This is a genomic window from Rhodococcus sp. NPDC055112, from assembly GCF_053607505.1.
In genome coordinates this window covers 124,654-148,672 of the sequence record NZ_JBSGTR010000003.1, presented here as the reverse complement: position 1 = coordinate 148,672, position 24,019 = coordinate 124,654, and the positions used below count along the sequence as shown (strand labels likewise).

General features: G+C 68.4%; 24 protein-coding genes. 16 read left to right on the top strand and 8 right to left on the bottom strand.

Annotated features, from left to right (window positions below; genetic code table 11):
• Positions 1-68: 68 nt before the first annotated feature.
• The 7 genes from ACWFRB_RS03225 (at position 69) to ACWFRB_RS03195 (ending at position 8,870) form a co-directional block, all read left to right on the top strand.
• The gene (locus tag ACWFRB_RS03225) at positions 69-2,072 is read left to right on the top strand and encodes a CocE/NonD family hydrolase (protein ID WP_452638795.1); all 2,004 of its coding nucleotides are present in this window, start codon (positions 69-71) and stop codon (positions 2,070-2,072) included.
• Positions 2,073-2,135: 63 nt separating this feature from the next.
• Positions 2,136-3,542 (top strand): cytochrome P450, encoded by a 1,407-nt coding sequence (locus ACWFRB_RS03220; protein ID WP_452638793.1) that lies wholly within the window; start codon positions 2,136-2,138, stop codon positions 3,540-3,542.
• A gap of 54 nt (positions 3,543-3,596) precedes the next feature.
• On the top strand, positions 3,597-5,006 hold the full coding sequence (locus ACWFRB_RS03215) for a cytochrome P450 (protein ID WP_452638791.1): 1,410 nt from the start codon (positions 3,597-3,599) through the stop codon (positions 5,004-5,006).
• Positions 5,007-5,021: 15 nt separating this feature from the next.
• The gene (locus ACWFRB_RS03210; RefSeq protein WP_452638790.1) at positions 5,022-5,390 is read left to right on the top strand and encodes a DoxX family protein; all 369 of its coding nucleotides are present in this window, start codon (positions 5,022-5,024) and stop codon (positions 5,388-5,390) included.
• Positions 5,391-5,541: 151 nt separating this feature from the next.
• A complete protein-coding gene (gene pdhA / locus ACWFRB_RS03205) occupies positions 5,542-6,630 on the top strand; it encodes a pyruvate dehydrogenase (acetyl-transferring) E1 component subunit alpha (RefSeq protein ID WP_452638789.1) in 1,089 nt (362 codons plus the stop codon).
• Positions 6,627-7,604, top strand: a complete 978-nt coding sequence (locus ACWFRB_RS03200) for an alpha-ketoacid dehydrogenase subunit beta (protein WP_452638787.1) — start codon at positions 6,627-6,629, stop codon at positions 7,602-7,604. Before pdhA ends, ACWFRB_RS03200 begins: the two co-directional genes overlap by 4 nt.
• A gap of 6 nt (positions 7,605-7,610) precedes the next feature.
• Complete coding sequence (locus ACWFRB_RS03195; protein WP_452638786.1) at positions 7,611-8,870, top strand: dihydrolipoamide acetyltransferase family protein; 1,260 nt, start codon at positions 7,611-7,613, stop codon at positions 8,868-8,870.
• A gap of 14 nt (positions 8,871-8,884) precedes the next feature.
• Here ACWFRB_RS03195 and ACWFRB_RS03190 read toward each other — a convergent pair whose 3' ends face one another.
• Positions 8,885-10,411, bottom strand: coding sequence for an MFS transporter (locus ACWFRB_RS03190; protein ID WP_452638832.1), 1,527 nt, complete (start codon positions 10,409-10,411; stop codon positions 8,885-8,887).
• A 176-nt stretch (positions 10,412-10,587) separates the two neighbouring features.
• On the opposite strand from ACWFRB_RS03190, the gene ACWFRB_RS03185 reads away from it, so the two are divergent.
• Positions 10,588-11,796: an MFS transporter gene (locus ACWFRB_RS03185; protein ID WP_452638785.1), complete on the top strand. Its 1,209-nt coding sequence runs from the start codon at positions 10,588-10,590 to the stop codon at positions 11,794-11,796.
• Positions 11,797-12,060: 264 nt separating this feature from the next.
• Here the strand turns inward: ACWFRB_RS03185 and ACWFRB_RS03180 are convergent, their stop codons facing one another.
• From ACWFRB_RS03180 to ACWFRB_RS03170, 3 genes are read right to left on the bottom strand one after another with little or no spacing between them, the layout of a single operon-like run.
• Entirely contained in the window at positions 12,061-13,485 is a 1,425-nt protein-coding gene (locus ACWFRB_RS03180; protein ID WP_072751815.1) for an NAD(P)(+) transhydrogenase (Re/Si-specific) subunit beta, read from the bottom strand.
• Positions 13,485-13,817, bottom strand: a complete 333-nt coding sequence (locus tag ACWFRB_RS03175; protein ID WP_027501548.1) for an NAD(P) transhydrogenase subunit alpha — start codon at positions 13,815-13,817, stop codon at positions 13,485-13,487. The genes ACWFRB_RS03180 and ACWFRB_RS03175 overlap by 1 nt, the downstream gene beginning before the upstream one ends.
• Entirely contained in the window at positions 13,817-14,932 is a 1,116-nt protein-coding gene (locus tag ACWFRB_RS03170) for a Re/Si-specific NAD(P)(+) transhydrogenase subunit alpha (protein ID WP_452638784.1), read from the bottom strand. The genes ACWFRB_RS03175 and ACWFRB_RS03170 overlap by 1 nt, the downstream gene beginning before the upstream one ends.
• 251 nt (positions 14,933-15,183) lie before the next feature.
• Here ACWFRB_RS03170 and ACWFRB_RS03165 point away from each other — a divergent pair, with 251 nt between their 5' ends.
• The 4 genes from ACWFRB_RS03165 to ACWFRB_RS03150 are packed head-to-tail and all read left to right on the top strand — an operon-like array spanning position 15,184 to position 17,189.
• Positions 15,184-15,561 (top strand): DUF488 domain-containing protein, encoded by a 378-nt coding sequence (locus tag ACWFRB_RS03165; RefSeq protein WP_452638782.1) that lies wholly within the window; start codon positions 15,184-15,186, stop codon positions 15,559-15,561.
• A complete protein-coding gene (locus tag ACWFRB_RS03160) occupies positions 15,558-15,710 on the top strand; it encodes a hypothetical protein (protein ID WP_452638781.1) in 153 nt (50 codons plus the stop codon). Before ACWFRB_RS03165 ends, ACWFRB_RS03160 begins: the two co-directional genes overlap by 4 nt.
• Positions 15,711-15,720: 10 nt before the next feature.
• Positions 15,721-16,557 carry a maleylpyruvate isomerase family mycothiol-dependent enzyme gene (locus ACWFRB_RS03155; RefSeq protein ID WP_452638779.1) on the top strand — a complete coding sequence of 279 codons (837 nt, stop codon included), beginning with the start codon at positions 15,721-15,723 and terminating at the stop codon, positions 16,555-16,557.
• Positions 16,557-17,189: a Type 1 glutamine amidotransferase-like domain-containing protein gene (locus ACWFRB_RS03150; RefSeq protein WP_452638777.1), complete on the top strand. Its 633-nt coding sequence runs from the start codon at positions 16,557-16,559 to the stop codon at positions 17,187-17,189. Before ACWFRB_RS03155 ends, ACWFRB_RS03150 begins: the two co-directional genes overlap by 1 nt.
• Positions 17,190-17,232: 43 nt before the next feature.
• Here ACWFRB_RS03150 and ACWFRB_RS03145 read toward each other — a convergent pair whose 3' ends face one another.
• From ACWFRB_RS03145 to ACWFRB_RS03135, 3 genes are all read right to left on the bottom strand, one after another.
• Entirely contained in the window at positions 17,233-17,559 is a 327-nt protein-coding gene (locus ACWFRB_RS03145) for a hypothetical protein (RefSeq protein WP_452638776.1), read from the bottom strand.
• Between the two features lie 170 nt (positions 17,560-17,729).
• On the bottom strand, positions 17,730-17,981 hold the full coding sequence (locus ACWFRB_RS03140) for a hypothetical protein (protein ID WP_452638775.1): 252 nt from the start codon (positions 17,979-17,981) through the stop codon (positions 17,730-17,732).
• A gap of 242 nt (positions 17,982-18,223) precedes the next feature.
• A complete protein-coding gene (locus ACWFRB_RS03135) occupies positions 18,224-19,195 on the bottom strand; it encodes an alpha/beta hydrolase (protein WP_452638773.1) in 972 nt (323 codons plus the stop codon).
• A gap of 213 nt (positions 19,196-19,408) precedes the next feature.
• On the opposite strand from ACWFRB_RS03135, the gene ACWFRB_RS03130 reads away from it, so the two are divergent.
• The 3 genes from ACWFRB_RS03130 to ACWFRB_RS03120 are packed head-to-tail and all read left to right on the top strand — an operon-like array spanning position 19,409 to position 22,173.
• Positions 19,409-20,290 (top strand): glycosyltransferase, encoded by an 882-nt coding sequence (locus ACWFRB_RS03130; protein ID WP_452638771.1) that lies wholly within the window; start codon positions 19,409-19,411, stop codon positions 20,288-20,290.
• Between the two features lie 40 nt (positions 20,291-20,330).
• Entirely contained in the window at positions 20,331-21,227 is an 897-nt protein-coding gene (locus tag ACWFRB_RS03125) for a glycosyltransferase (protein ID WP_452638769.1), read from the top strand.
• A 55-nt stretch (positions 21,228-21,282) separates the two neighbouring features.
• Positions 21,283-22,173 carry a glycosyltransferase gene (locus ACWFRB_RS03120; RefSeq protein ID WP_452638767.1) on the top strand — a complete coding sequence of 297 codons (891 nt, stop codon included), beginning with the start codon at positions 21,283-21,285 and terminating at the stop codon, positions 22,171-22,173.
• A gap of 11 nt (positions 22,174-22,184) precedes the next feature.
• On the opposite strand, the gene ACWFRB_RS03115 is transcribed toward ACWFRB_RS03120, so the two are convergent.
• Positions 22,185-23,144: a glycosyltransferase family 2 protein gene (locus ACWFRB_RS03115; RefSeq protein WP_452638766.1), complete on the bottom strand. Its 960-nt coding sequence runs from the start codon at positions 23,142-23,144 to the stop codon at positions 22,185-22,187.
• 259 nt (positions 23,145-23,403) lie between these two features.
• On the opposite strand from ACWFRB_RS03115, the gene ACWFRB_RS03110 reads away from it, so the two are divergent.
• A complete protein-coding gene (locus ACWFRB_RS03110; RefSeq protein ID WP_452638764.1) occupies positions 23,404-24,012 on the top strand; it encodes a CatB-related O-acetyltransferase in 609 nt (202 codons plus the stop codon).
• Positions 24,013-24,019 lie beyond the last annotated feature (7 nt).

The following is a 24,019-nucleotide window of genomic DNA, read 5'->3' as shown; positions in this document are numbered from 1 at the left end:
AAAAGTAAGATCCGTGCTAGCGTCTGCCCGTTCGGTGATGCCAGTCACAATCCCCTGGAGGCACGATCGTGCACACATGGCCAAGGACCGCGGGTTCCGCCATCCTCACCCTGATCGTCGGGGCCACGCTGGCCGCCCCTGCCGCGATCGCCGAACCGGCCGCCGAGGCGGGCAAGGACTGGACCGAACTCGTCGACGCGCCGCCGCAGTACCCTGGCATCGCGGTCGAGAAGGACGTCCCGATCACCATGAGTGACGGCGTGGTGCTGCGAGCGAACGTCTATCGCGCTGCCGATGCCGATGGGAAGGCGATCGAGGGCCGGGTGCCGACCGTGGTCAACCTGACCCCGTACACACGGTTTGTCGACACCCTCATCGACGAGGTCGCCAACCATCCCGCCCTCGGACCCCGACTGATGGACTTCGTCGGAAACCTCGATTTCTCGGCCACTCCCCTCGACGGCATCACCGAGCTCACCCAGGTGGTCCGCGGCGGTGGCGCCCGACTGCTCGGCGTCAACCGCGACCTCGTCCAGAACGGCTACGCGCAGGTGATCGTCGACGTCAGGGGCACCGGATACTCCAATGGCACCTGGGGCACCTTCGACGAGCGTGAACAGCAGGACACCGTCGAGGTGCTCGACTGGGTCCGGGGCAGGAACTGGTCGAACGGCACGACGGGGATGGCGGGCATGTCCTACTCCGCCATCAATCAGATCCAGGCCGCGGGTCGTAACCCCGAGGGACTGAAGGCGATCTTCCCCGTCATCCCCGGGCAGGACTTCCACCGCGAGGTCGCGGCCCCCGGCGGGGTACTCGGCTCGGGCTTCATGCCGTTGTGGATCTTCGGCGTCAACTTCCTGAAGTGGATGCCGCCCTTCGAGTCGCTCGTCAAGGGTCAGTTCGACCCGCAGTGGCTTCTCGACCGGGCCTCGGATCCGATCACGCTGGTTCCCGAGGTCTTCCAGGCGTTGTTCTATGGGGATTCCCCGCCACTCGACGACGGCGACTTCTATGCCACGCGCGGCGTCGACGCCTCGAAGGTCACCATCCCGACCTTCATCTACGGCGGCTGGAAGGACATCTTCAAACGCGGGGAACCGCGCCTGTACAACGACATTCCGCTGCCACCGGGCCGCAAGCAACTGATGATGGACGAGACGTACCACATCAACCCCGGTTACCGACTGGGTCTGCCCGGCAGCCCGCCGCGGCTCGACGTGCTCGAACGGGCATGGTTCGACCGCTGGCTCAAGGGCATCGACAACGGGATCGACGACTACGGACCCGTGACGATGTACCAGCAGGGCGGCGGCTGGACCAGCACCGAATCCTTCCCCCGCCCCGGCGCCGACCACCGCCGGATGTACCTGTCCGCCGCACCGTCGGGGACCGCGGGACACGCGCGGGGCGACGGATCGCTGAGCCCGCAGGTGCCGACCGAACCGAACGCGATGACGGTGTTCCCCGGGCTGCGCATGGCGTGCTCGCGGGACACCGCGTCGGGGACGGCGGGCATCGGCGCGATCCTCGGGTCGGCCTGCACCAGGGACACCCGCTTCGCCGAGGGCGAGGCGCTGACCTTCACCAGCGCCGCGGTCGACTCCCCCACCGCAATCTCGGGCCCGATCAACGTCCACCTCAACACCGTCACCGAGGCCGCCGAGGGCGTGTGGCACGTCACCGTGAACGACGTTGCCCCCGATGGCACCTCGACGATCCTGAGCAACGGGGCCCTGCTCTCCTCGCGCCGCGCGATCGATGAGTCCCGCAGCGAGAGATCGGCCAACGGCGACTACACGGTGCCGGTCCACCCACTGACCAAGTCGACGATCGAGCCGGCCACCCCGGGACTGCCCACCGTGCTGGACATCGACGTCGACGCCACCGATGCGGTCCTGCAGCAGGGCCACCGCCTCCGCGTCGACATCTTCGCGACGGACCTGCCGCGCCTGCTGCCCTCGCTGCCGGACCTGGTGGCCGGCGGACTGCGACCGCAGCACCTCGCCCTCGATCCGCGCCAACCCAGCTTCGTCAATCTCCCGGTGGTCGGGGCGGGCGGCTGGGGATGACACCGTGACGCCGGGGCGGCGGTGAGGGGCGACAAACACCCCCGAAGTGCGCGAGAATCAGTCATGGCTCGTCCGCTTCCCGCGATGACCAGCGACACGCTGCCGCACCCACCGCACCGGCTCCCGGTGCTGGGCGACGTGCTCTCCGCCGACGCCGCCCGCCCCGCCCAGCGACTGGCCGAACTCGCCGGGTTCCTCGGCCCGATCTACGAGACCAAGATCTTCAACCGGCACCTCACGGTCGTCTCGGGGCCCGTGGCATACGCGGAACTCGGTGACGAGAAACGGTTCGGCAAACACGTCGGTTTCGCCTTCGCGGCCTCCCGCGAGTTCCTCGGCGACGCGCTGCCAACCGCATACAGCGACGAACCCAACTGGTCGCGAGCGCACAACATCCTGATGCCCGCCTTCACGCTCTCCGCGATGCGCAGCTATCACGACATCATGCTCGAGACCGTCGGCGAACTCCTTGCCCACTGGGACACCCTTGCCGACGAGGACACCACCGTCGACGTGCACACCGACACGAGCAAGCTGACGCTCGAGACGATCGGCCGCATCGGGTTCGGCTATCACTTCGATTCGTTCACGCGCAGCGAGCCCGACCCCTTCGCCGTCGCGGTGGCGCGCATGTTCGCCTACATCGGGCGCGCCGGGTTCCGCATCCCGGTGCACTGGCTGGAGAACGCGGTCCACGGCAAGGACATCAGGCAGAACGCCCGCGATGTCGACTACATCAGGCACGTGGTCGACGACATCATCCGCGAGCGCCGCCGCCACCCGGACGGTCAGCCCGACGACCTGCTGGCGCTGATGCTCGGCACCGCGGACCCCGAGAGCGGCCAGCATCTCGGCGACGAGAACATCCGCAACCAGGTGATCAGCTTCCTCAGCGCCGGCCACGAGACCACCTCCGGCACATTGTCGTTCGCGCTGCATCTGCTCGCGACCCACCCCGAGATCGCGGACCGGGCCCGGGCGGAGGTCTGCTCACTGTGGCCCGCGGGCACGCAGCCGGACCCGGTGTTCGCCGACATCCACAAGCTCAAGTACGTGCGCCGGGTCGTCGACGAGACGCTGCGCCTGTGGCCGATCGCCCCCGGCTACTTCCGGGAACCGAAGGAGGACACCACCCTCGGCGGCCACGCCGTCCGGAAGGGCCAGGCCCTGCTCGCGCTGACCCTGCGGGTGCAACGGGACCCGGTGTGGGGCCCGAACCCGCTGGCCTTCGACCCGGACCGGTTCCTCCCGGAGCACGCCCGCACCCGCCCGACGGGCATCTACAAGCCCTTCGGCACGGGCATGCGCTCGTGCATCGGACGCCAGCTCGCCCTCCACGAGTCCACGCTGGCGCTGGCGCTGATCCTGCACCGCTACGAGCTCGAACCCGTGCCGGACTACCAACTGGAGGTCGCGGAGGAGTTCACGCTCAAGCCCGTCGGCCTGCGGCTTGGTCTGAGGAGACGCTGAGGAACCGCGGAGTTGGGCGCGTTCGGCCGCCCACGGGCACGCAGGCACGCCAAGATGGAGCCCATGGCAGTCCTCACGGTCGATCGTCCGTCGATGCCCCACCCGCCGCGCCGGATCCCGCTGCTCGGGGACCTGCTCGACGTCGATGTCACCAAGCCGACGCAGAACGCGATGGCCTGCGCGCAGCGCCTCGGCCCGGTCTACGAGCGCAAGATCTTCAACTACGTGTTCACCTTCGTCTCCGGCGCGGACCTGGCCACCGAGCTCAACGACGAGAGCCGGTTCCAGAAGCACGTCGGCATCGCGCTGCGGAACCTGCGGCCCATCGGGAGCGACGGGCTGTTCACCGCCTTCAACTCCGAACCGAACTGGTCGAAGGCCCACAACATCCTGATGCCCGCCTTCACCCAGTCCGCGATGCGCAGCTACCACCAGACCATGCTCGACACCGTGCGCGAGCTGATCGTGCACTGGGACGAGCGCTGCGACGCCGCACCGGTCGAGGTCACCCCGGACATGACCAAGGTGACGCTCGAGACGATCGGCCGCACCGGCTTCGGATACGAGTTCGGCTCCTTCGACCGAGCCGAGCAGGACCCGTTCGTCGGCGCGATGATCCGCTCACTCAGGTTCGCGCAGAAGGCCTCGTTCACCATCCCGATCCCGATCCTGGACCGGACGATCAAGCGCAAGGCGATCCGCAGGAACCGGGCCGACCTGGCCTACATGGCCGAGGTGGTCGACGAGGTGATCCGCTCGCGCCGCGCGAACCCCGAGGAGCACCGCGACGACCTGCTCGGCCTGATGCTGTCCGCCGAGGATCCCGAGTCCGGGGAGCGCCTCGACGACGAGAACGTCCGCAACCAGGTGATCACCTTCCTGATCGCCGGTCACGAGACCTCCTCGGGCGCCCTGTCGTTCGCGCTGTACTACCTGGCGAACAACCCGGAGATCGCCGAGCGGGCCCGTGCCGAGATCTACTCGATGTGGCCGCAGGGCACCGACCCCGATCCGGTGTTCGAGCAGATCCCGAAGCTGCGCTACGTGCGGCGCGTCCTCGACGAGACGCTGCGCCTGTGGCCGACCGCGCCCGGCTACATGCAGGAGGCCCGCGAGGACACCGTGCTGGGCGGCCGCTACCCGATGAAGGCCGGTGACGCCGCGTTCGTGCTGTTGCCGCAGCTACACCGCGACCCCGTCTGGGGCGACGACCCGGACGCCTTCGACCCGGACCGCTTCCTGCCTGCGAACGTCCGCAAACGCCCCAGCCACGTCTACAAGCCGTTCGGCACCGGGATCCGCTCCTGCATCGGCAGGCAGTTCGCGATCCACGAGATCGTGATGGCCCTGGCACTACTGCTGCACCGCTACGACCTCGAGCCCGAACCCGACTACGAGCTGGACGTCACCGAGTTGCTCACCCTCAAGCCCGAGGGATTCCGGCTCAGCCTGCACCGCCGCTGACAGCGAAGGACACACATGGAGATCCTCACCATCGTCTGCACCGTCCTTCTCGCCGTCGCCGCGCTCGGCGCCGGGGTGCCCAAGGTGATGCTGCGAGGTCCGGCCTGGACGGCGCTGCGCAGGCGCGGACTGAGCGCCGCACGGGTCCGCTTCATCGGCGCGGCGGAGCTCGCGGGCGCGGCCGGGCTGATGGTCGGCCTGTACTGGTGGCCGGTCGGGATCGCCGCGGCCATCGGTCTGCTGGTGCTCTTCGGGTCCGCTGTCGCCTTTCACATCGGGTACGGCGACTTCGGCAACCCGGATTCCGGCAACGACGCATGGACGGCGTTCGCACTGGCGAACCTCTCGGTCGTCGTGATCGCCGCACTGATCGTGACGAACTGATCGTCCGCGCAGGTCAGAGCGGCGATATACCGCTCGACGACCGGGTCACTTGCGCCCCGCCCCCAAAGGTGGATGCTGAGAAGTAAGGACACATCGAGCGCCGCCGAGGTCTCACGAGGACCGCCCCGGCACAGGCAGCGAGGAGGGTCCGGTGTCCGAGAAAATCGACTACCCGGTCCAACTCATCCAGCCCGACGGGGCCCGGGTACACGGGGCCGGCTACGCGGGCGAGGTCACCGACATCGGTCCGGCGGAGCTGCGCGGCCTGTACGAGGACATGGTGGTGCTGCGCCGCGTCGACGCGGAGGCCACCGCCCTGCAACGTCAGGGACAGCTGGGGATCTGGGCGCCGAGCCTCGGTCAGGAGGCGTCCCAGATCGGGTCCGCGCGGGCACTCGAACCCGACGACTACGTGTTCACCAGCTACCGCGAGCACGGACTCGCGTACTGCCGCGGCGTACCACCGGGGCAATGGCCGCCGCTGTGGCGCGGAGTGGCGCTGTCGAACTGGGATCCCGCCGAGTACAACCTGACCAACCCCGCCATCGTGGTCGGCTCGCAGGGGCTGCACGCCACCGGCTATGCGATGGCCGCCCACATGGACGGCGCCGAGATCGCGGTCATGGCGTACTTCGGCGACGGCGCCACCAGCCAGGGCGATCTGTCCGAGGCGCTCGGGTTCGCCGCGAGCTGGGGCGCGGGTGTGGTCTTCTTCTGCCAGAACAACCACTGGGCGATCAGCGAACCGGTGCAGCTACAGAGCCCATTCCCGCTCGTGGCCCGGCCCCGCGGGTTCGGGATCCCTGGGATCGCGGTCGACGGCAACGACGTCCTCGCGGTCCTCGCCGTGACGCGGACGGCCGTCCGGCGCGCGCGTGAGGGCGGCGGGCCGACCTTCATCGAGGCGATCACCTACCGGATGGGCCCGCACACCACCTCCGACGACCCCACCCGCTACCGGACCGGCGCCGAGATCGAGCACTGGCGCGCCCGCGACCCCATCGACCGGCTCCGCCGACTGCTCCTGCGCGAGGACGCGATGGACGAGGAGTTCACGCGCCGGGTCGACGCCACGGCCCTCGCGGCGGCCGAGGCCCTGCGGGCGGGCGCCCTCGCCCTCCCCGATCCGGCCCCGCTGACGGTGTTCGACCACGTGTACTCCGAACCGCATCCGCTGATCGACGAGGAACGGACGCGGTTCTCGGCGTACCTGAGCACTCTCGAGGAGGCGCAGTCATGACCACGATGGCGCTGGGCGCCGCGCTGAACGCCGGGCTCCGCATGGCGTTGGAGCGCGACCCGAAGGTACTGCTGATGGGCGAGGACATCGGCAAGCTCGGCGGCGTCTTCCGGGTCACCGACAGGCTGCAGAAGGACTTCGGCGCCGCCCGCGTGATCGACACCCCGCTCGCCGAATCCGGCATCATCGGGACCGCGTTCGGGATGGCGCTGCGCGGCTACCGGCCGGTGTGCGAGATCCAGTTCGACGGATTCGTCTACCCGGCCTTCGACCAGATCGTGTCCCAGGTCGCCAGGATCCACTTCCGCACCGGGGGCCGGGTGCGCGCGCCCCTGACGATCCGGGTGCCCTTCGGCGGTGGAATCGGTGCGGTGGAGCATCATTCGGAGTCCCCGGAGGCGCATTTCGCGCACACACCCGGCCTCCGCGTGGTCACCCCGTCCACCCCGGACGACGCCTTCCACATGATCATGCAGGCCATCGCCGCGGACGATCCGGTGGTGTTCTTCGAACCCAAGCGTCGGTACTGGGACAAGGGCGAGGTGGACCTCGACGCACCCGCCGCGCTCGACCTGTACCGGGCCAGGGTGGCGGCCCCCGGCACCGACGTCACCCTTGTCGCGTACGGGGCGATGGTGGCCACCGCGCTGTCGGCGGCCGAAATCGCCAGGCAGGAGGGGCATTCGATCGAGGTGATCGATCTGCGCTCGCTCTCCCCGATCGACTTCGACACCATCGAAGCCTCCGTCCGCAAGACCGGGCGACTGGTCGTCGCGCACGAGGCACCGGTGTTCCTCGGGCTCGGCTCGGAGATCGCCGCCCGGATCACGCAGCGGTGCTTCTATCAGCTCGAGGCGCCGGTGATCAGGGTCGGCGGATTCGCCACGCCGTACCCACCCGCCAGATTGGAGCGGTACTACCTGCCCGACCCGGACCGCATCCTCGACGCGGTCGACCAGACGCTCGCCGCCTGAAGGGACATGCCCGTGCACCCAGCAAACGAGTTCCGGCTGCCCGACCTCGGCGAGGGCCTGACGGACGCGGAACTGGTCCGCTGGTCGGTCGCTGTGGGCGACACCGTCGCACTCGACCAGGTGATCGCGGAAGTGGAGACGGCAAAGGCATTGGTGGAGTTGCCCTCCCCCTTCGCCGGGACGGTGCTGGCCCTGCTCGCCAAACCAGGCACCATCGTCGAGGTCGGGGCACCGCTGATCCGGATCGGCGAGCCCGGCGGGGGCGACTCCCCCGGTGGAGCGGTGACGCCCGCCGCCGAACCGCCGGATCATCCGGCCACGCTGGTGGGGTACGGCCCGACCGCCGCGCCCGCCAGCCGGAGGCGAGGGGCCACCCCCACCGCCACCCCTGCGCCCCAAGGCCTCGAGCCCGCGCGACCCGACGCGAAGCCCTCCGCGCGCAGGCTGGCCCACGAGCTCGGCATCGACCTGAGCGACGTGCAGGGCACCGGGTTCGGTGGGGCGATCACCTCCGAGGACGTACGCGCGCAGGATGTTTCACGAGAATCGGCTCGCCCCCATGACGCGATGTCGCACCGCGAGACCCGCACCCCGATCCGGGGCGTGCGGCAACAGACCGCGGACGCGGTGACGCGCAGCGCGTTCACCGCGCCGCACGTCACCGAATTCGTCACCGTCGATGTGAGCGCGACGATGGACCTGATCGATCGCCTGCGCGCGAGTCCCGCCTTCGCCGGCCTCGAGCCCACCCCCCTCGCCCTGGTGGCCAAGGTCCTGTTGGTGGCGCTGCGCGAACACCCCTCCCTCAACTCGAGCTGGGACGAGGAGCACCAGGAGATCGTCACCAAGCACTACGTCCACCTCGGGATCGCGACCGCCACCTCGCGCGGACTGCTGGTGCCGTCGGTCAAGGACGCGCATCTGATGAGCCTGCTCGAACTCACGCGGGCGATCCACGAGCTCACCGCGACCGCCCGCGCGGGCCGGTGCACGCCCACCGACCTGTCCGGCGGCACCATCACGATCACCAATGTCGGGGTCTTCGGCGTGGACACCGGAACCCCGATCCTGACCCCGGGCGAGGCGGCGATCCTGTGCCTCGGCGCGATTCGGCCACGCCCGTGGGTGGTCGACGACAGGGTCGTCGTCCGCCAGGTCGTCACCCTGGGTCTGTCGTTCGACCACCGACTGGTCGACGGCGAACAGGGCTCGCGCTTCCTGGCCGACCTCGCCGCGACCCTCACCGATCCGCTCACCCTGCTCTGATACCCGGGGCGCGGTCAGACCAGAGCTGTCCTGTCGCCGGAGGCCGCCGCCGGGGGCTCCGGTATCCGCATCATGCGGAACGAGTTGACCACCCCGACGAGACCGGCGAGGAGCGGAACGAGCAGTGCGATCTGCAGCGCGAGCGGTCGGGCGTCGGTGTTGATGCGGATGATCTCGTCCTGAATCTCCTCTGGTTGCCCGACGAGCAGTTGTTCGAGCTGGGTGTTGCTCATGACCTCGGCGTCGTCCTCGAGCACCTGCGCCACCTGCTGCTGATCGGCGGGCGGGAGCACGGTGCTCGATTCCGCCATTGCGGTGAACGTGAAGGACAGCGTTGCCAGCATGACCGCGCCTGCGAACGCGAGACCGAACGACAGCCCGAAGGACCCCGCCGCCGAATTCACGCCGGCGGCCTCGCTGATCCGCTCCTCCTCGATCGGGGCAAGGGTGTAGTTGTTGAGCTGAGAGACCAACAGCCCCAACCCCGACCCCGCGATCACCAGGGGGATCACGAGGCCCCAGCCGAACTCCTCCCGCGGCACGATCGGGATCAGCGCCACGATCCCGATCGTGAGAAGCACGAATCCCCACCGGATGATGCCGCCCGGACGCCGATCGCCTGCCTTCTTCCCCGCGAGCAGCGCCACCGCGAACATGCTGAGCGAGAGTGGGGCCAGGGACAGGCCCGCCTGCATCGCGTTGTACTCGAGCACCATCTGCAGGTAGATCGGCAGCGCAATCATCGTGCCGCCCAGGGCGATCTGCTGGAGCATCTGTCCGGTGATCCCCAGCCTGAAGACCTTGGAACGGAACAGATCCGGGTCCAGCAGCGCCGGCTTTCCTTCACGCTTACGCCGGATCAGCCAGTAGGCCAGCCCTGCCATCGCAATCGCACCGATCGCCAGGAGCGCCCCGACGGCCTCGCCGCCTTCCTGCCACACCAGGATTCCCAGCACGACGCCGCCCATGCCAAGAACAGAGAGCGCCGCACCGACCTCGTCCACACCCCTTGGCCCCGTGTACGACACATCGCGAACGAGTCCGATGCCCGACAGCACGATCCCGATGATGACGACCTCGAGCACGAAACCGAGGCGCCACGACAGATAGGTGGTGATGAAACCTCCGAGCAGCGGACCGACGGCAGCAGCAATCGCGGCCGCCGCCCCGACGAGCGCATAAACCTTCTTCTGCGCGCCGCCCTCGAAGTTGCCGTGGATGAGGGACTGCATGGCGGGAAGCAGGAGCGACGCGCCGATCCCTCCGAGCACGGCCCAGAAGATGATGACCACGGTCAGGCTCTGTGCGAGCGCCATCGCCGATGCCCCGACCGCGTAGCCGAGCAGACCGAGCACGTACGCCCGCTTGCGTCCGATGAGGTCGCCGACCTTGCCGCCGATCAGGATGAACGCCGCGGACACCAGTGCTTCGAGAGCGATCGCCGCCTGAACGCCGCTGACAGTCGTGTCGAGATCCCGCACCACCGACGAGATCGACACGTTCATGAGCGAGGTGTCGACGACGAGCACGAACATCGCCATCGCCAGCAGCACGGCGAGCAACAGTCGGGGGCCCGTCACCCGTTCTGAATCGCCCACGGCCACCTCCTGGACGCCACCCTCTCCGCCCGTCGAGCCGGCACGGGAACAGGGGTAGCCGAGTTCGATGTCCATCTCTCGAACCGAGTGTGACATGAGTCAGGGCGGTACGGTGCAGGGTGCGCTTTTCCGTCACCGATCTCGTCCGGCTGCGCCGGGCCCGTGCCGCGATCTTCGGCATCTTCGCGATCAACGGATTCCTGTTGGCCGCCTGGGTGGTGCACATCCCGGCCATCTCGGAGCGCACCGGCATCAGCCACGCCACCCTCGGCTGGTTGCTCCTGCTGCTGGCGGGCGGCGCCCTGATCGGCATGCAGGTGGCGGGCCCGCTGGCGGATCGCTACGGCAGCCGACTGATGGTGATCCTGGCCGGGGTGTTCATCTCGTTCGGGGTGATCGGGCCGGGGCTGGCGACGGACGCCGTCTGGCTCGGTGTGGCACTGACCGTGTTCGGGTTCGGCAACGGCGCGCTGGACGTGTCGATGAACTCGCAGGCGGTGCACGCGGAACAGCTGTACCGGCGGCCGATCATGTCGGCCTTCCACGCGTTCTTCTCCATCGGCGGCGTCGTCGGGTCGTTGCTCGGGGCCGCGGCGCTTGCCGCGGGGTGGCCGCCGCTGACCTCGCTGGCCGTCGCGTCCGCGATCGGGTTCGTGACGGTCGGCGCGTGCGGTCCGTTCCTGCTGCCGCATGTCGCCCACGACCGCACCGAGCACGCCGCCCCCGACCAGGCCACCCGCAGGCGCGCCGCCGGGGCCCCGCGCAAGGTGCTGGCCCTCGGCGCGCTCGCGTTCGCGCTGTTCCTGTCCGAGGGGGCCGCGAACGACTGGAGCACGCTGCAGGTCAAGGAGCACCTCGGGACCTCCGACGCGACGGCCGCGCTGGCCTTCGGCGCGTTCGCCCTGATGATGACGATCGGCCGGTTCGGCGCCGACCGGGTCAGCGCCGCGCTCGGACCGGTCGCGGTGGTGCGCTACGGCACGCTGATCGCGGCCGCGGGCATCGGGACGGTGATCGTCTCCGGCTGGGTGTGGCTGACGCTGGCCGGCTGGGCGTTGTTCGGGCTCGGGCTGTCCGGCTGCATCCCGCAGATCTTCACCGCGGCGGGCAACCTGAGCGTCGGATCGGCGGGGGTGAACATGTCGCGCGTGGTGGGCATGGGCTACGTCGGGCTGCTCGCCGGGCCTGCGTTGCTCGGCTGGCTGACCAAGCTGATGCCGCTGACCGCGACCATGGTGGTGCCGCTGGTGTTCGTGTTACTGGCGTCGCGGTACGCGGGACTGGTCGGCCGCCCCCGGGTACCGAGTGAGCTCAACCAGTCGGCCTGAGCCCTCGGCGACTTCGGGCGTTTCGACCACCCCGCCACCGGGCTCCTTGTAAGTTCGGGCCGCGCGCGCCGCCATCTCATCGAGCCAAGGAGCCACGCCCCATGGGCAGCATCAACGACGTCGACCCTCTCGCCATGGTGATCGCGATGATCACCACCGCCCTCATCCCGACCGGGAGCATCATCTACTAGACACCGAGAACACCGAAGGCGCCCTTCCCCGATCGACTCGGGGAAGGGCGCCTTCGTCGGCGAACGCGTCGGGCTAGAGGGCCTTGAGCTCCTCGGTGACCGCGGCGACCATTTTCTTGGCGTCGCCGAACAGCATCGAGGTGGTGTCCGCGAAGAACAGCGGGTTGTCGATGCCTGCGTAGCCCGAGGACATCGACCGCTTGAGGACGATGACGGAGCGGGCCTCGTCGACATTGAGGATCGGCATCCCGTGGATCGGGCTGCTCGGATCGTTGCGCGCCGCGGGGTTGGTCACGTCGTTGGCGCCGATCACGATGGCGACGTCGGTGCGCGAGAACTCACCGTTGATGTCGTCCATCTCCTTCATGGCGTCGTACTCGACGTCCGCCTCGGCGAGCAGCACGTTCATGTGACCGGGCATGCGACCCGCGACCGGGTGGATCGCGTACTTGACCTCGACACCCCTGGCCTCGAGCAGCGCGGCCATCTCCTTGACGGCGTGCTGTGCCTGCGCCACGGCGAGTCCGTAGCCGGGGACGACGATGACCTGGTTGGCGTACGCCATCTGGATCGCCGCATCCGAGGCGGAGGTCGCCTTGACGGTGCCGCCGGTCGCGCTCGCGCCGCCCGCCTCCGCGGCGTCGCCACCGAACGAGCCGAAGATGATCGCCGGGATCGACCGGTTCATCGCCTTCGCCATCAGGTTCGTCAGGATGGTGCCCGACGCGCCGACGATCATGCCTGCGACGATCATCGCCTGGTTGTTCAAGGCCAGACCCGCCGCCGCCGCCGACAGACCGGTCAAAGCGTTGAGCAGCGAGATCACCACGGGCATGTCGGCGCCGCCGATCGGCAACACCACGAACAGGCCCATGACACCGGCCGCGACGAGCAACCCGACGATCAGCAGTGAGGACTGCGGGTCACCGTCGGCATTGATGCCGATGAACACGGCCAGCCCGATCGAGACCAGCGCGAGGATCATGTTCGCGACCTGGAACGCCTTCGCGTTCGAGACGAACACCTTCTCCACGTTCTTGTTGAGCAGTTCCTGCAGCTTCGCGAACGCCACCAGCGAGCCCCAGAACGAGACCGAACCGATGATCGCGGCGAACAGCGATCCGACGATGAACGGTGCCGAGGGCACCGCCTCGACGGCGGTGAAGCCGTCGGAGTTGAGGAACTCGGCCCACGCGATGAGCGCAACGGTGCCACCGCCGACACCGTTGAACAGCGCGACCAGCTGCGGCATCGCCGTCATCTTGGTGCGCAGCGCCGGCGGGACGCCGAGGACGACGCCGACCAGCAGGCCACCGGCGATGAGGGCCCAGTTGTCCGTGTCGCGGATGTCGATCAGGACGGCGACCACCGCGATCAGCATGCCCACCGCGGCGATGTAGTTTCCGCGGACCGCGGTCTTCGGGCCGGTGAGGCCGGACAGACCGTAGATGAACATCGAGAACGCGACGATGTAGAGGATCGTGACGAGGTAGCCCATCAGGCGTCAGCCCCCTTCTTCTCGGCCGCCTTCGGGGCGTCCTTCTTGGGCTTGAACATCGCGAGCATGCGGTCGGTGACGACGAAGCCGCCGACGACGTTCAGGGTGCCGAACACCAGCGCGACGAAAAGGATGATCTTGATGCTCCACGGGGCATCGCCGGGCAGGTGACCGAGCACGACCAGCGCGCCGAGCACGACGATGCCGTGGATGGCGTTGGTGCCCGACATCAGCGGCGTGTGCAGGGTGTTGGGCACCTTGGAGATGACCGCGAAGCCCACGAACCCGGCCAGGACCAGGATCGCGATGTTCGCAAGAAGTTCGTTGTACATCAGGGGGTTGCCTCCTTGCGGGTGACGCACGCGGCGGCGAGCACCTCGTCGTCGAAGTCCGGCGCGAGCGCGCCACTCTCGTCGAGCATCAGCTCGATGAGGGCGTACAGGTTCTTCGAGTACAGCTCGCTCGAGTGCTCCGGCATGGTGGCCGGGAGGTTCAGCGGGGAGCAGATGGTCACGCCGTGCTTGACGACGGTCTGACCGGGCTCGGTGATCTCGCAGTTGCCGCCGGTCTCACCCGCCAGGTCGACGATGACGCTGCCGGGCTTCATGCCCTCGACGGCGGCGGCGGTGACCAGGCGTGGGGCCGGACGGCCGGGCACAAGCGCGGTGGTGATGACCACGTCGAAGCCCTTGATCGCGTCCTCGAGCGCCTGCTGCTGCTGGGCCCGCTCGTCCTCGGTCAGCTCGCGGGCGTAGCCGCCCTCACCGGCCGCGTCGATGCCCAGGTCCAGCCACTGCGCACCGACGGAACGGACCTGGTCCGCCACCTCGGGTCGCACGTCGTAACCGGTGACGCGGCCGCCGAGACGCTTGGCCGTGGCAAGCGCCTGCAGGCCAGCAACGCCGACGCCGAGCACCAGCACGGTGGCCGGCTTGACGGTGCCCGCGGCCGTGGTGAGCATCGGGAAGTACCGGGTGGACTCCGACGCGGCCAGCACGACGGACTTGTAGCCCGCGACGTTGGCCTGTGAGGACAGCGCGTCCATCACCTGGGCGCGGGAGATACGCGGGATCGCCTCGACGGCATACGCCTCGACCCCGGCGTCCGCGAGCGCGGCGATGCCGGTCTCGTTGGTGCGCGGGGCCAGGAAGCCGATCAGCTTCTGGCCGGCGCGCAACCGGGCGGTCTCCTCGGCGTTCGGGGCCGCGACCTTGAGGACGACGTCCGCGGACCATGCGTCGCCGATGGTCGCACCCGCCTCCTCGTACAACTCGTCGGGCATCAGGGCGCCCAGCCCCGCACCGGACTCGACGATGACGTCGAGGCCCTTGCCGCGAAGCGTTGCGACGACCTTGGGTACCAACGCGACCCGGCGCTCGCCGTCGTTCGTTTCCCGAACGACGCCGACCGTTGGGCGCGGCTGCTTAGAGCTCTGCGATGTATCCAACTGCCTATTTACTTCCTGCGGTAGGTGGTTTGGAACCGCGGCGGACGGCGGCACCCGTGCGACTTGCGGATGATGACCCAGCTGGCACGAAGTTCACAACACTAGCCAGAGTGGCGCCACGATAGGGGAATCTCATCCCAGCGGGTGGAAACTGAATCGAATCCGAACAGGACCAATCGCCCAACTCGGACACCGATATGTGGCGCCGATCACACGCGTAGTCTGGGATTCCGACCGCATCGGAGGTGCCGATGAGCAGGCAGACCAAGCCGACCGTCACGATCGAGCGCGTCTACGACCACCCCGAACCCGAGCCGGGTGCACGGATTTTCGTCGACCGGCTCTGGCCACGGGGCATCCGCAAGGACGCATTCCACTACGACGATTGGGCCAAGGACCTCGCGCCGTCGACCGAACTGCGGCGGTGGTACAGCCACGAGGAGGCGCACTTCCGGGAATTCCGGGCGCGCTACCGCGCGGAGCTCGAGTCCGATTTCGGCCAAGAGGCGATCGCCCGCGTCGAGAAGCTCGCGCACGGTCGTCCACTGGTCCTGCTCACCGCCACCAGGGACCTCGAGCACAGCCACGCCGAGGTGCTCGCCGAGTTCCTGCGGGAGTCGGACTCGTGAGCTCCGACGACAACGGCGGCGACCCGGCGTGCTGGCTCGACCGGGTGTGCCCCGAGTGCGGGGCGTTCCGGCCCGACGGGACCGAGGACGGCTGCCCACGGTGCGCGGGCGAGCCACATATCCCCGCGACCGACCTGCCCAGCACCTAGAGTGGCGCCGGTGAGCGATGCGAAGCAGCCGACGCTGATCGACCGTGAGCCGTTGACCGCCGCCCTGTTCGAGGAATGGGACATCCTCGACGGCCTGCTCGCCGGGCTCACCGACGAGCAGTGGTCGAGCCCCACCCCGCTGCCGGGCTGGACGGTGCACGACGTCGTCGCCCACCTGATCGGCATCGAGTCGATGCTGGGCGGCGTCGAGCCGCCGCTCACCGCGGACGAGGTGCCCGCCTCCCCCCACGTGCACAACGCGATCGGCGCCTTCAACGAACGCTGGGTGGCCGGCCTGCGCTCGCACAGCCACGCCGAGGTGCTGTCCGGGTTCCGCGACATCATCCGCACGCGCCGCCAGGCGCTGTCCGCGATGACCCAGGACGACTTCGACGCCCCGTCGATGACGCCGGTCGGTCCCGACAGCTACGGCCGGTTCATGCGCACCCGGCTGTTCGACTGCTGGTTCCACGAGCACGACATCCGGGACGCCATCGGCCTGCCCGGCGAGGAGGGCGGGCCGCGGGCCGAGTACTCGTTCGCGGAATTGGTCGGAGGCCTCGGCTTCGCGGTCGGCAAGAAGGGCGGTGCGCCGGACGGCTCGACCGTGACGTTCGCGCTGACCGGCCCGCTCGCCCGCGACATCCACGTCGCCGTCCGCGGCCGCGCCGCCGTCGTCCCCGCCCTGGACGCCCCGGCGACCACGACGCTGCGGCTCGATTCGCGGCTGTTCACGCGGCTGTGCGGCGGACGGGCGTCCGCCGCGGATCATGCAGGGGAGATCGAGGTGCTCGGCGACGAGGCCCTCGGCCGCCAGATCGCGGCCAACCTCGCCTTCACCATCTGATGCGGCTGTTCCTGTCCTCGTACAGGTTCGGGGCCGACCCCGATCGACTGCTGAGCCTGCTCGGCGAGCCCGGTCCCGTTGCCGTGATCGCGAACGCCGCGGACGCGTGGGAGGTGGGCCGCGACTCGGCGGTGGTCAGCGACGTGACGCCGCTGCGCCGGATGGGCTTCGACGCACGGGAGCTGGACCTGCGCGAGTTCATCGGCGACCGGGAATCCCTGCGCGCGGAGCTGGCGAAGCAGTCGATGGTGTGGGTGCGCGGCGGCAACACCTTCGTCCTGCGCGCCCAGTTCGCGCGCAGCGGCGCCGACGTGGTGCTGCCGGACTTGCTGCGTTCCGACGCGCTGGTCTACGCCGGGTACAGCGCGGGGGCCTGTGTGATGTCGCCGTCGCTGCGGGGGCTCGAACTGCTCGACGATCCGGCGGAGGTCGGGCCGGCCTGCGGGACGTCGGTGATCTGGGAGGGACTCGGCCTGATCGATCAGGCGATCGTGCCGCACTTCCGCTCGCCGGGATACGGGAGCGAGGAGACGGCTCTGATCGACGAGGTCGCGGAGCGCTACCGGCTGGCGGGCACCCCGTATCGGACCCTGTCGGACGACGACGCGATCGTCATCGACACGCGGATATGAGTGGTAGCCGGGCCCGCGGGCCCGGCCACCACTGAGCCGTTGGTCAGCCGAATCCGACGATCCGGTCGGCCGGGATGTGGACCGGCAGGAGGGAGGGACGGCGCATCGTCTTGAGCCTGCGGCGCGAGACCTCATCCGCCCCGTCGAGCAGGGCGTCGACGAGGAGCTCCGGATCCCGCCCCCAGGCCGAACCGATCACCTCCACCGCATTGTCGGTGAACAAACCCGAATCGGTCAGGGCGTCGCGCCACTGCGCGAACTCTCCCCCGCGCACCAGATCGATCGCCCAGGCGTCGATCTCGCCGCCGTCGAACTCGTACGACAGCACTGCGCTGACGAGGTCTTTTGTGTGGGATCCCAGGTCTCTCATCGTGTCGGTCCCTTCGTCAATACTGACGGCTTCTTCGCTGTAACACTATGTGGCGCTGTGGCGATAACTCACGCTATCGCCGATTCCGTGCCCTGGACCTTCGGCTCGCCAACGATCTGGTAACAGAGTGACTGGCGTGACGAATGTGACTCATGAGGCATGCGATGCCGCTATCCGCCGACCCTCACCCCGTCGAGCAACGCGTCGACGAGCAACTCCGGGTCGCGAGACCAGGCGGTCCCGATGGTGTCGACCACCGAGGGGGTGAACATGCCCGAGGACCCGACCGTGTCGAGGAACTCCCCGAACTCGCCCGACCTGATGGCACCGATCACCACCTCGTCGACCACGGCATGGTCCTCGAACTCATAGGCGAAAATCGCGCGGATGATCCCGTCGACTCCACTGGGCAGCCCGCTCATCGCCCACCTCTTCCCGATCCATATCGGACGCCAACCGAAATTGGTCTGCGTCTACGTGTAACGCATTCGCGCTACCGAGCGATAGGGGGAAACCTAACCCAGCGGGCGGGGAGATTGGGTTGCCGTTGTGAGAACCTTCGGTTACGAACCGACAACTCCGACCGTGCACGGGTACACACGCCGTTATAAGCGGTGTTCCTCCAGCGACCTGCAAGCAGTCGCTAGCGGGCTGACTCTCGAGCTCAGATCCCGAGCGAAGCCGACAGCTGCGGCAGCGACTTGCGCAGGTCTTCCTGCCAGTACCCCCACGAATGGGTCCCGTTCGGCCGGAAATCGACGGTGGCCGGGATGTTCAGCTCGCGCAGTCGGTCGGCCAGCTGACGGGTGCACTGGTTGGTGGCGGCCTCGATCGCGCCGCCGATTACGACCTGATCGGCCAGCGGCGGCGACTTCGGGTTGCGCGGCGCGTTCGGATCCTCGTGCGCACCGGGCAGTCCGTTGCCGGTCGAGATGTAGATGGACAGGCCCCGAAGCTTCTCGGCATTGAGGTACGGGTCGTGCTCGCGCCAGGCCGGCGCGTCGTACGGACCCCACATGTTCGTGGTGTTCGCGCCGCCCATCACCTCGACGACCGTGCGGATGTACGCCTGGCCGACCGGGTCGCTCGTCCGCGCGCAACCGCTATAGGAGGCGACACCCTTGTAGAGCCCGGGCGCCTGGATCGCCAGATCGAGGACCGAACCCGCCGACATCGACAGGCCGCCGATCGAGTTCACCTTGTTCGTACCAAGCGCCTTGTCGATCACCGGCGGCAGTTCCTTGGTGAGGAAGGTCTGCCACATGTGTGCGACGCCCAGCTTGGGGTCGACCTTCTGCCAATCGGTGTAATAGCTGAAGATGCCCGCGGCGGGGATCACGACGTTGACGTTCTTGTCGGCGAAGAGCTCGACGATGTCGGTCTGGTTCTCCCAGTCGGCCCCGTCCTCGCCTCCCCCGGCGCCGTTGAGCAGGTACAGGGTGGGCCGCGGCGCGCTGGTGTCCGCGGGCCTGATCACCTGCAGCGGGATCGCGCGGCCCATCGACGGCGAGTAGACGTTGACGTCCCACTGGCGGTCGGTGTGCTTGTCGATGCCCTCGATGCGCGCGGCGGCGGTGCCCTCGGCCCCCGCCGGGGCAGCGGCCGCCGGAGCGATGACGAAGGGGGCAACTGCCATCAGAACCACGGTCGACAACGTCGCCGCCAGCGTTCGTGCACGCACTTAGCTCCCACTTTCGCTCGAGAATCGACCGCCACCCTAGTTCGCTCCCCCGAATTGGACGTACGCCCATTCGATAGAGTGACGCGCATCACGTTTTCCGGATTGGATGCGCGCACACGGTCGAGAAACAGCCGAGCCCGTCGCCATTCGGTGCCATAGACTCCGGCCGTGCTACCCCGACTGGTGTCCGTCATCATCCCCGCATACAACGGTCTTCCGCTGATCGACGAACAGCTCGACGCATTGGCTGCGCAGGACTACACCGGCGCCTTCGAGGTCGTCGTGAGCGACAACGGATCCAGCGACGGCCTTAGGGAGCATCTGGCCCGCCATCCGCTCGCCGATCGCCTGCAGTTGCGGTGGGTCGACAGTTCCGACAAGCAGGGAACTCCGCACGCCCGCAATGTCGGTATCGCCGCCGCGCATGGCGACTTTCTCGCCTTCACCGATCAGGACGACCGGGTCCATCCGGGTTGGCTGACCGCGCTCACTCTCGCCGCACAGGACTTCGACGCGGTCGGCGGTGCGGTGGAAACGGCGTCGATCAACACGGCCGAGGTGGCCTCGTGGCGCCCGATGCCCGCACCCGACGAGCGGTTCGAGGAGGTCGGCTACCTGCCCTACGCGATCGGCTGCACCTTCGGGATCTGGCGCCCCGTCATCGAAAAGGTCGGCGGCTTCGACGAGTCCTTCACCCGCGGCGGCGAGGACACCGCGCTGTCGTGGACCCTCCAGCTCAACGATTTCACCCTGGGACACGCACCCGACGCCCTGGTGGCATACCGATTCCGCACCACCTACCTGGACACCTGGCGGCAGTTGCGCGGGTACGGAGAGAACTCCGTCAAGCTCTATCTGGCCTTCCGCGAGCACGGGCACCCCCGTCACAGCGTCAGAAATCTCGCGCTCTCCTCGATCGGGGTCGTCCTCCTCAACCCGCTCGTGCCCCGATTCATCGCCCGGATCCCGCGCGGCATGTGGTTCGCCCAGACCGGCTTCCTCGCCGGGAAGATCCGCGCGAACATCAAGCACCGGGTCTTCTATGTCTGAGTCGGTATCCGCGCAGGTCGACCGTGGCTATCATCAGGCCGTGACCGCACCGGGCCGCGCACCCACCTTCGTCTCCGTGATCATCCCCGTGTACAACGCACGGCACCTGATCGACGCACAGTTGTCGGCGCTCGCCACCCAGGACTACCCGGGTGAGTTCGAGGTCATCGTCAGCGACAACGGTTCCACCGACGGGCTGCAGGATCACCTCCTCGACCATCCACTGGGACAGGCACTGAGCCTGACGGTTGTCGACAGTTCCACCGCCCCCGGCGCCGCGCATGCCCGCAACGTCGGCATAGACCGCGCGAAGGGCGACTTCCTCGCGTTCTGCGACGCGGACGATCAGGTTCACCGCGAGTGGCTGTCGGCCCTGGTCGAGGCGGCCCCCGGCAGCGACGCGGTCGCGGGCACCGTGGAAACACACACCCTCAACTCGGCCGAGATCCAGCGGTGGCTGCCGATGCCCGACCCGAGCGAGCAACCCATGTTGTTCGGCTGGAAGCCGTCGATCTTCTCGGGTTCCTTCGGAATGTGGCGGACGACGGCGGAAACCGTCGAGGGATTCGACGAGCGCTATGCGCGTGGCGGCGAGGACAACGACCTGGCGTTGCGCATCCACTTCGCCGGGCTGAGCCTCGCCCACGCGCCCGCCGCGCTCGTCTCGGTTCGGCTGCGCGGCACGATCGGCGATGTGTGGCGGCAGATGGTCAAGTACGGCGAAGCCGATGCGAAGGTCTACGCCGCCTACGTCGACCGCGGCGTTCCGCGCCGGCCCCGGCTCGCTGTCGTCGCCGAGGTCATTCGACTGACGCTGACCAACCCCCTTCTACCGCAGCGCATCTCGGGTACTTCACGCGGACACTGGGTGCAGAGCTGTGCACACCTGGTCGGCCGGGCGATCGGAAGCGTCAAGTATCGGACGTACTTCCTCTAGTCGGCCGTGCACGGGCGCAGAGCGAAGCGGCCCCGCCCGGCCGTAGGATCTGCGGGTGACTCGTGATCAGCCGCGCCTGGTGTCCGTCATCATCCCCGCCTTCAATTGCGCTCACCTCATCGACACGCAGTTGACCGCGCTCGCCGAGCAGGACTACACGGGCAATTTCGAGGTGATCGTGAGCGACAACGGGTCAACGGACAACCTTCCCGCGCTCCTCACGAACCATCCCCTGGCGGCACGTCTGGATCTGCGGTGCGTCGACTCCGCGGGGGTCGTGGGCGCCTCGCACGCCCGCAACATCGGGGTCGAACACGCGCGCGGCGATTTCCTCGCGTTCTGCGACGCCGACGACCGGGCACACCCGAACTGGATCACCGAGATGGTCGCGGTGGCGACGACCTCCGACGCGGTGGGCGGCCCCATCGAGACCACGTCCCTCAACGACCCCGACGTCGCGAAGTGGCTGCCCGCCCCGCCGCCCCACGCGCAGGCCGTCGTCCCGGGGATGTACCCCGTCGCGGGAAGCTGCAACTTCGGATTGTGGCGCAGCGTCTTCGACGCCGTCGGCCCATGGGACGAGTCCTACGTCACCGGCAGTGAGGACGCCGACTACTGCTTGCGGCTGCAGCTGGCCGGGTTCGGCCTCGCGCACGCCCCGAACGCACTGATGGGCTACCGCATCCGAAGCTCGCACTCCGAGTTCCGCAAACAACAGTCGGCGTGGGCTCAGGCGCAGGTCCGGTTGTACGCGCAGTATCGCGACCGTGGCGCCGAACGCCCACCACTGACGATGACGCCGATGCAGCTTCTCTTGCTCGCACTCCACAACCCCGCGCTCCCCCGGCCCATCAGAGGACTGTCGTACGGACAGTGGCTGTTCTATGCGGCAGGCATCGCCGGGCGGATCCGCGGCAGTATCCGGCACCGGGTCTATTTCGTCTGACCCACGGGTGGTCACACGGTGGTCTCGGCGCCTGCCAACCTCCGTGCACCCTGCCGGCGGGCTCGCCGCAGCTCACGCCACGGGGATCCGAGCAGGATTTTCGCGCGCGCTGCTCGATCAGGGCCCCGAACCACCGAGGCCAGGAAAAGGTCCGTCCACACCAGCCACCACCATCCGAATCCGCTCGCGCGCAACGACAACGGCAGGGAACTGTCGGCGACCACCTTGGACAGGATCCGGTAGTGGTCCAACCAGTCCTTGTTCTGCGCGGCATTCACGAAGGACTCCGACGCCCCGTGGTGGAATCGAATCGACAGCTCGTCCGGGGTCCACGCCACCGACGACCGTTGCATGATGCGCATCCACAGGTCCATGTCGACGAGCTGATAGATCCCCTCGTCCAGGCCACCGACATCGAGGGCCGTGCTGCGCCGGACCATCACGCAGGTCGGCTCGCCCACCCAGTTCCCCCGCGCACCGCTGCGGACAAACTGCGACACCAGCGCGGCGCCGTCGTTCGTTGACCCCAGGTCCCGGAAGTTCTGCTCGAGCCGCCCGTACCGCTCGCGCCAGCCCACGTCCTCGGTCTCGATGATCCTCGGCGCGAAGGCGAGCCCGACCGCGGCGTCGTCGAACAGCGGCGAGAGGGTCGAAAGGCAGCGCGGCAGCAGGCGGTCGTCGCCGTGCACGAACTGGACAGCCCTGCCCCTCGCCAGGCTAAGACACCGATTGTGGTTGCCGACGAGACCGAGCCTGACCTCGTTGCGAATGACCCGTGCGTCCTCGCCGACCAGCGACCGGGCGATCTCGAAACTGCCGTCGGTGGAGTCGTCGTCGACGATCAGGAGCTCGAAATCGCGGAAGTCCTGACCGGCGATGCTCTCCAGGCAGCGCGCGATGGTGTCGGCGTTGTTGTACATCGGGATGCAGACGCTGACCGCCGGGGCCGAGCCTTCGGATTCGACTGGCACTTCTCTCCCTCACCTGGCTCACGTATCGATCGACGCTCGCGGGCGCCTCGTCGGCCATTCAACCAGCCCGGCCGACCGCGGGCGGCGCCATCGAGAAGCCATGCGGGATCTGAGAGAGCGCGTTCGAGAACTTTGAAGGACGGTAGCGACGCGAACGGGTTACCCTTTCCCCTGGCCCGCGCAGCGCGGGTGGGGAGATGGGGGTCGACTCGGTGGCGCAGCCGCCGTATGTCGCGAACCGTCGGCAAGGGCGGAGCACATGAATCTATTCCGGTTGCGGCGGACCTCGAGGCTCAAGGACATCGAGAAGGTCCAGCGCCTTGGGCTCGGCACCGTCGGAGTGGGAACCTACGGGAACCCGAGGATCCTCACCTTCACCCACGACCCGACGCGCCTGACGATCGGCTCGTACTGCTCCATCGCGGACGAAACGCTGATCGTGCTCGGCGGTCAACACCCCACCGACGAAGTGACGACCTATCCCTTCCGGATCATGCTCCAGCTCCCCGGGGCGGGCGAGGACCGTCACCCCCTGCCGAAGGGCGACATCGTCATCGGCAGCGACGTGTGGATCGGTGCGCGCGTGACCATCCTCAGCGGTGTCGACATCGGGCACGGCGCGATCCTCGGCGCGGGTGCCGTCGTCTCGAAGGACGTGCCTCCCTACTCCATCGTCGGCGGCAATCCGGCCCGCCTCATCAGGAAGCGGTACGACGAGGAGACGATCGACAAGCTGCTGCAGATCTGCTGGTGGGACTGGCCGCAGCAGAAGATCGTCGAGAATCTGGAACTCCTGTCCGCACGCGACCCGTCCGAGTTCCTCGAGCGCCATCTGCCCGCTGCCGGCCGCGACCGGTCGCGAGCCTGAAGCAAAT

Excerpts from the sequence above, each read along its gene's own strand:
- ACWFRB_RS03220 (WP_452638793.1), top strand. The coding sequence starts at position 2,136 with ATGGCTCGTCCGCTTCCCGCGATGACCAGCGACACGCTGCCGCACCCA.
- ACWFRB_RS03215 (WP_452638791.1), top strand. The coding sequence starts at position 3,597 with ATGGAGCCCATGGCAGTCCTCACGGTCGATCGTCCGTCGATGCCCCAC.
- ACWFRB_RS03210 (WP_452638790.1), top strand. The coding sequence starts at position 5,022 with ATGGAGATCCTCACCATCGTCTGCACCGTCCTTCTCGCCGTCGCCGCG.
- ACWFRB_RS03200 (WP_452638787.1), top strand. The coding sequence starts at position 6,627 with ATGACCACGATGGCGCTGGGCGCCGCGCTGAACGCCGGGCTCCGCATG.
- ACWFRB_RS03195 (WP_452638786.1), top strand. The coding sequence starts at position 7,611 with ATGCCCGTGCACCCAGCAAACGAGTTCCGGCTGCCCGACCTCGGCGAG.
- ACWFRB_RS03190 (WP_452638832.1), bottom strand. The coding sequence starts at position 10,411 with ATGGCGATGTTCGTGCTCGTCGTCGACACCTCGCTCATGAACGTGTCG.
- ACWFRB_RS03180 (WP_072751815.1), bottom strand. The coding sequence starts at position 13,485 with ATGGGCTACCTCGTCACGATCCTCTACATCGTCGCGTTCTCGATGTTC.
- ACWFRB_RS03175 (WP_027501548.1), bottom strand. The coding sequence starts at position 13,817 with ATGTACAACGAACTTCTTGCGAACATCGCGATCCTGGTCCTGGCCGGG.
- ACWFRB_RS03165 (WP_452638782.1), top strand. The coding sequence starts at position 15,184 with ATGAGCAGGCAGACCAAGCCGACCGTCACGATCGAGCGCGTCTACGAC.
- ACWFRB_RS03150 (WP_452638777.1), top strand. The coding sequence starts at position 16,557 with ATGCGGCTGTTCCTGTCCTCGTACAGGTTCGGGGCCGACCCCGATCGA.
- ACWFRB_RS03145 (WP_452638776.1), bottom strand. The coding sequence starts at position 17,559 with ATGAGAGACCTGGGATCCCACACAAAAGACCTCGTCAGCGCAGTGCTG.
- ACWFRB_RS03140 (WP_452638775.1), bottom strand. The coding sequence starts at position 17,981 with ATGAGCGGGCTGCCCAGTGGAGTCGACGGGATCATCCGCGCGATTTTC.
- ACWFRB_RS03135 (WP_452638773.1), bottom strand. The coding sequence starts at position 19,195 with ATGGCAGTTGCCCCCTTCGTCATCGCTCCGGCGGCCGCTGCCCCGGCG.
- ACWFRB_RS03110 (WP_452638764.1), top strand. The coding sequence starts at position 23,404 with ATGAATCTATTCCGGTTGCGGCGGACCTCGAGGCTCAAGGACATCGAG.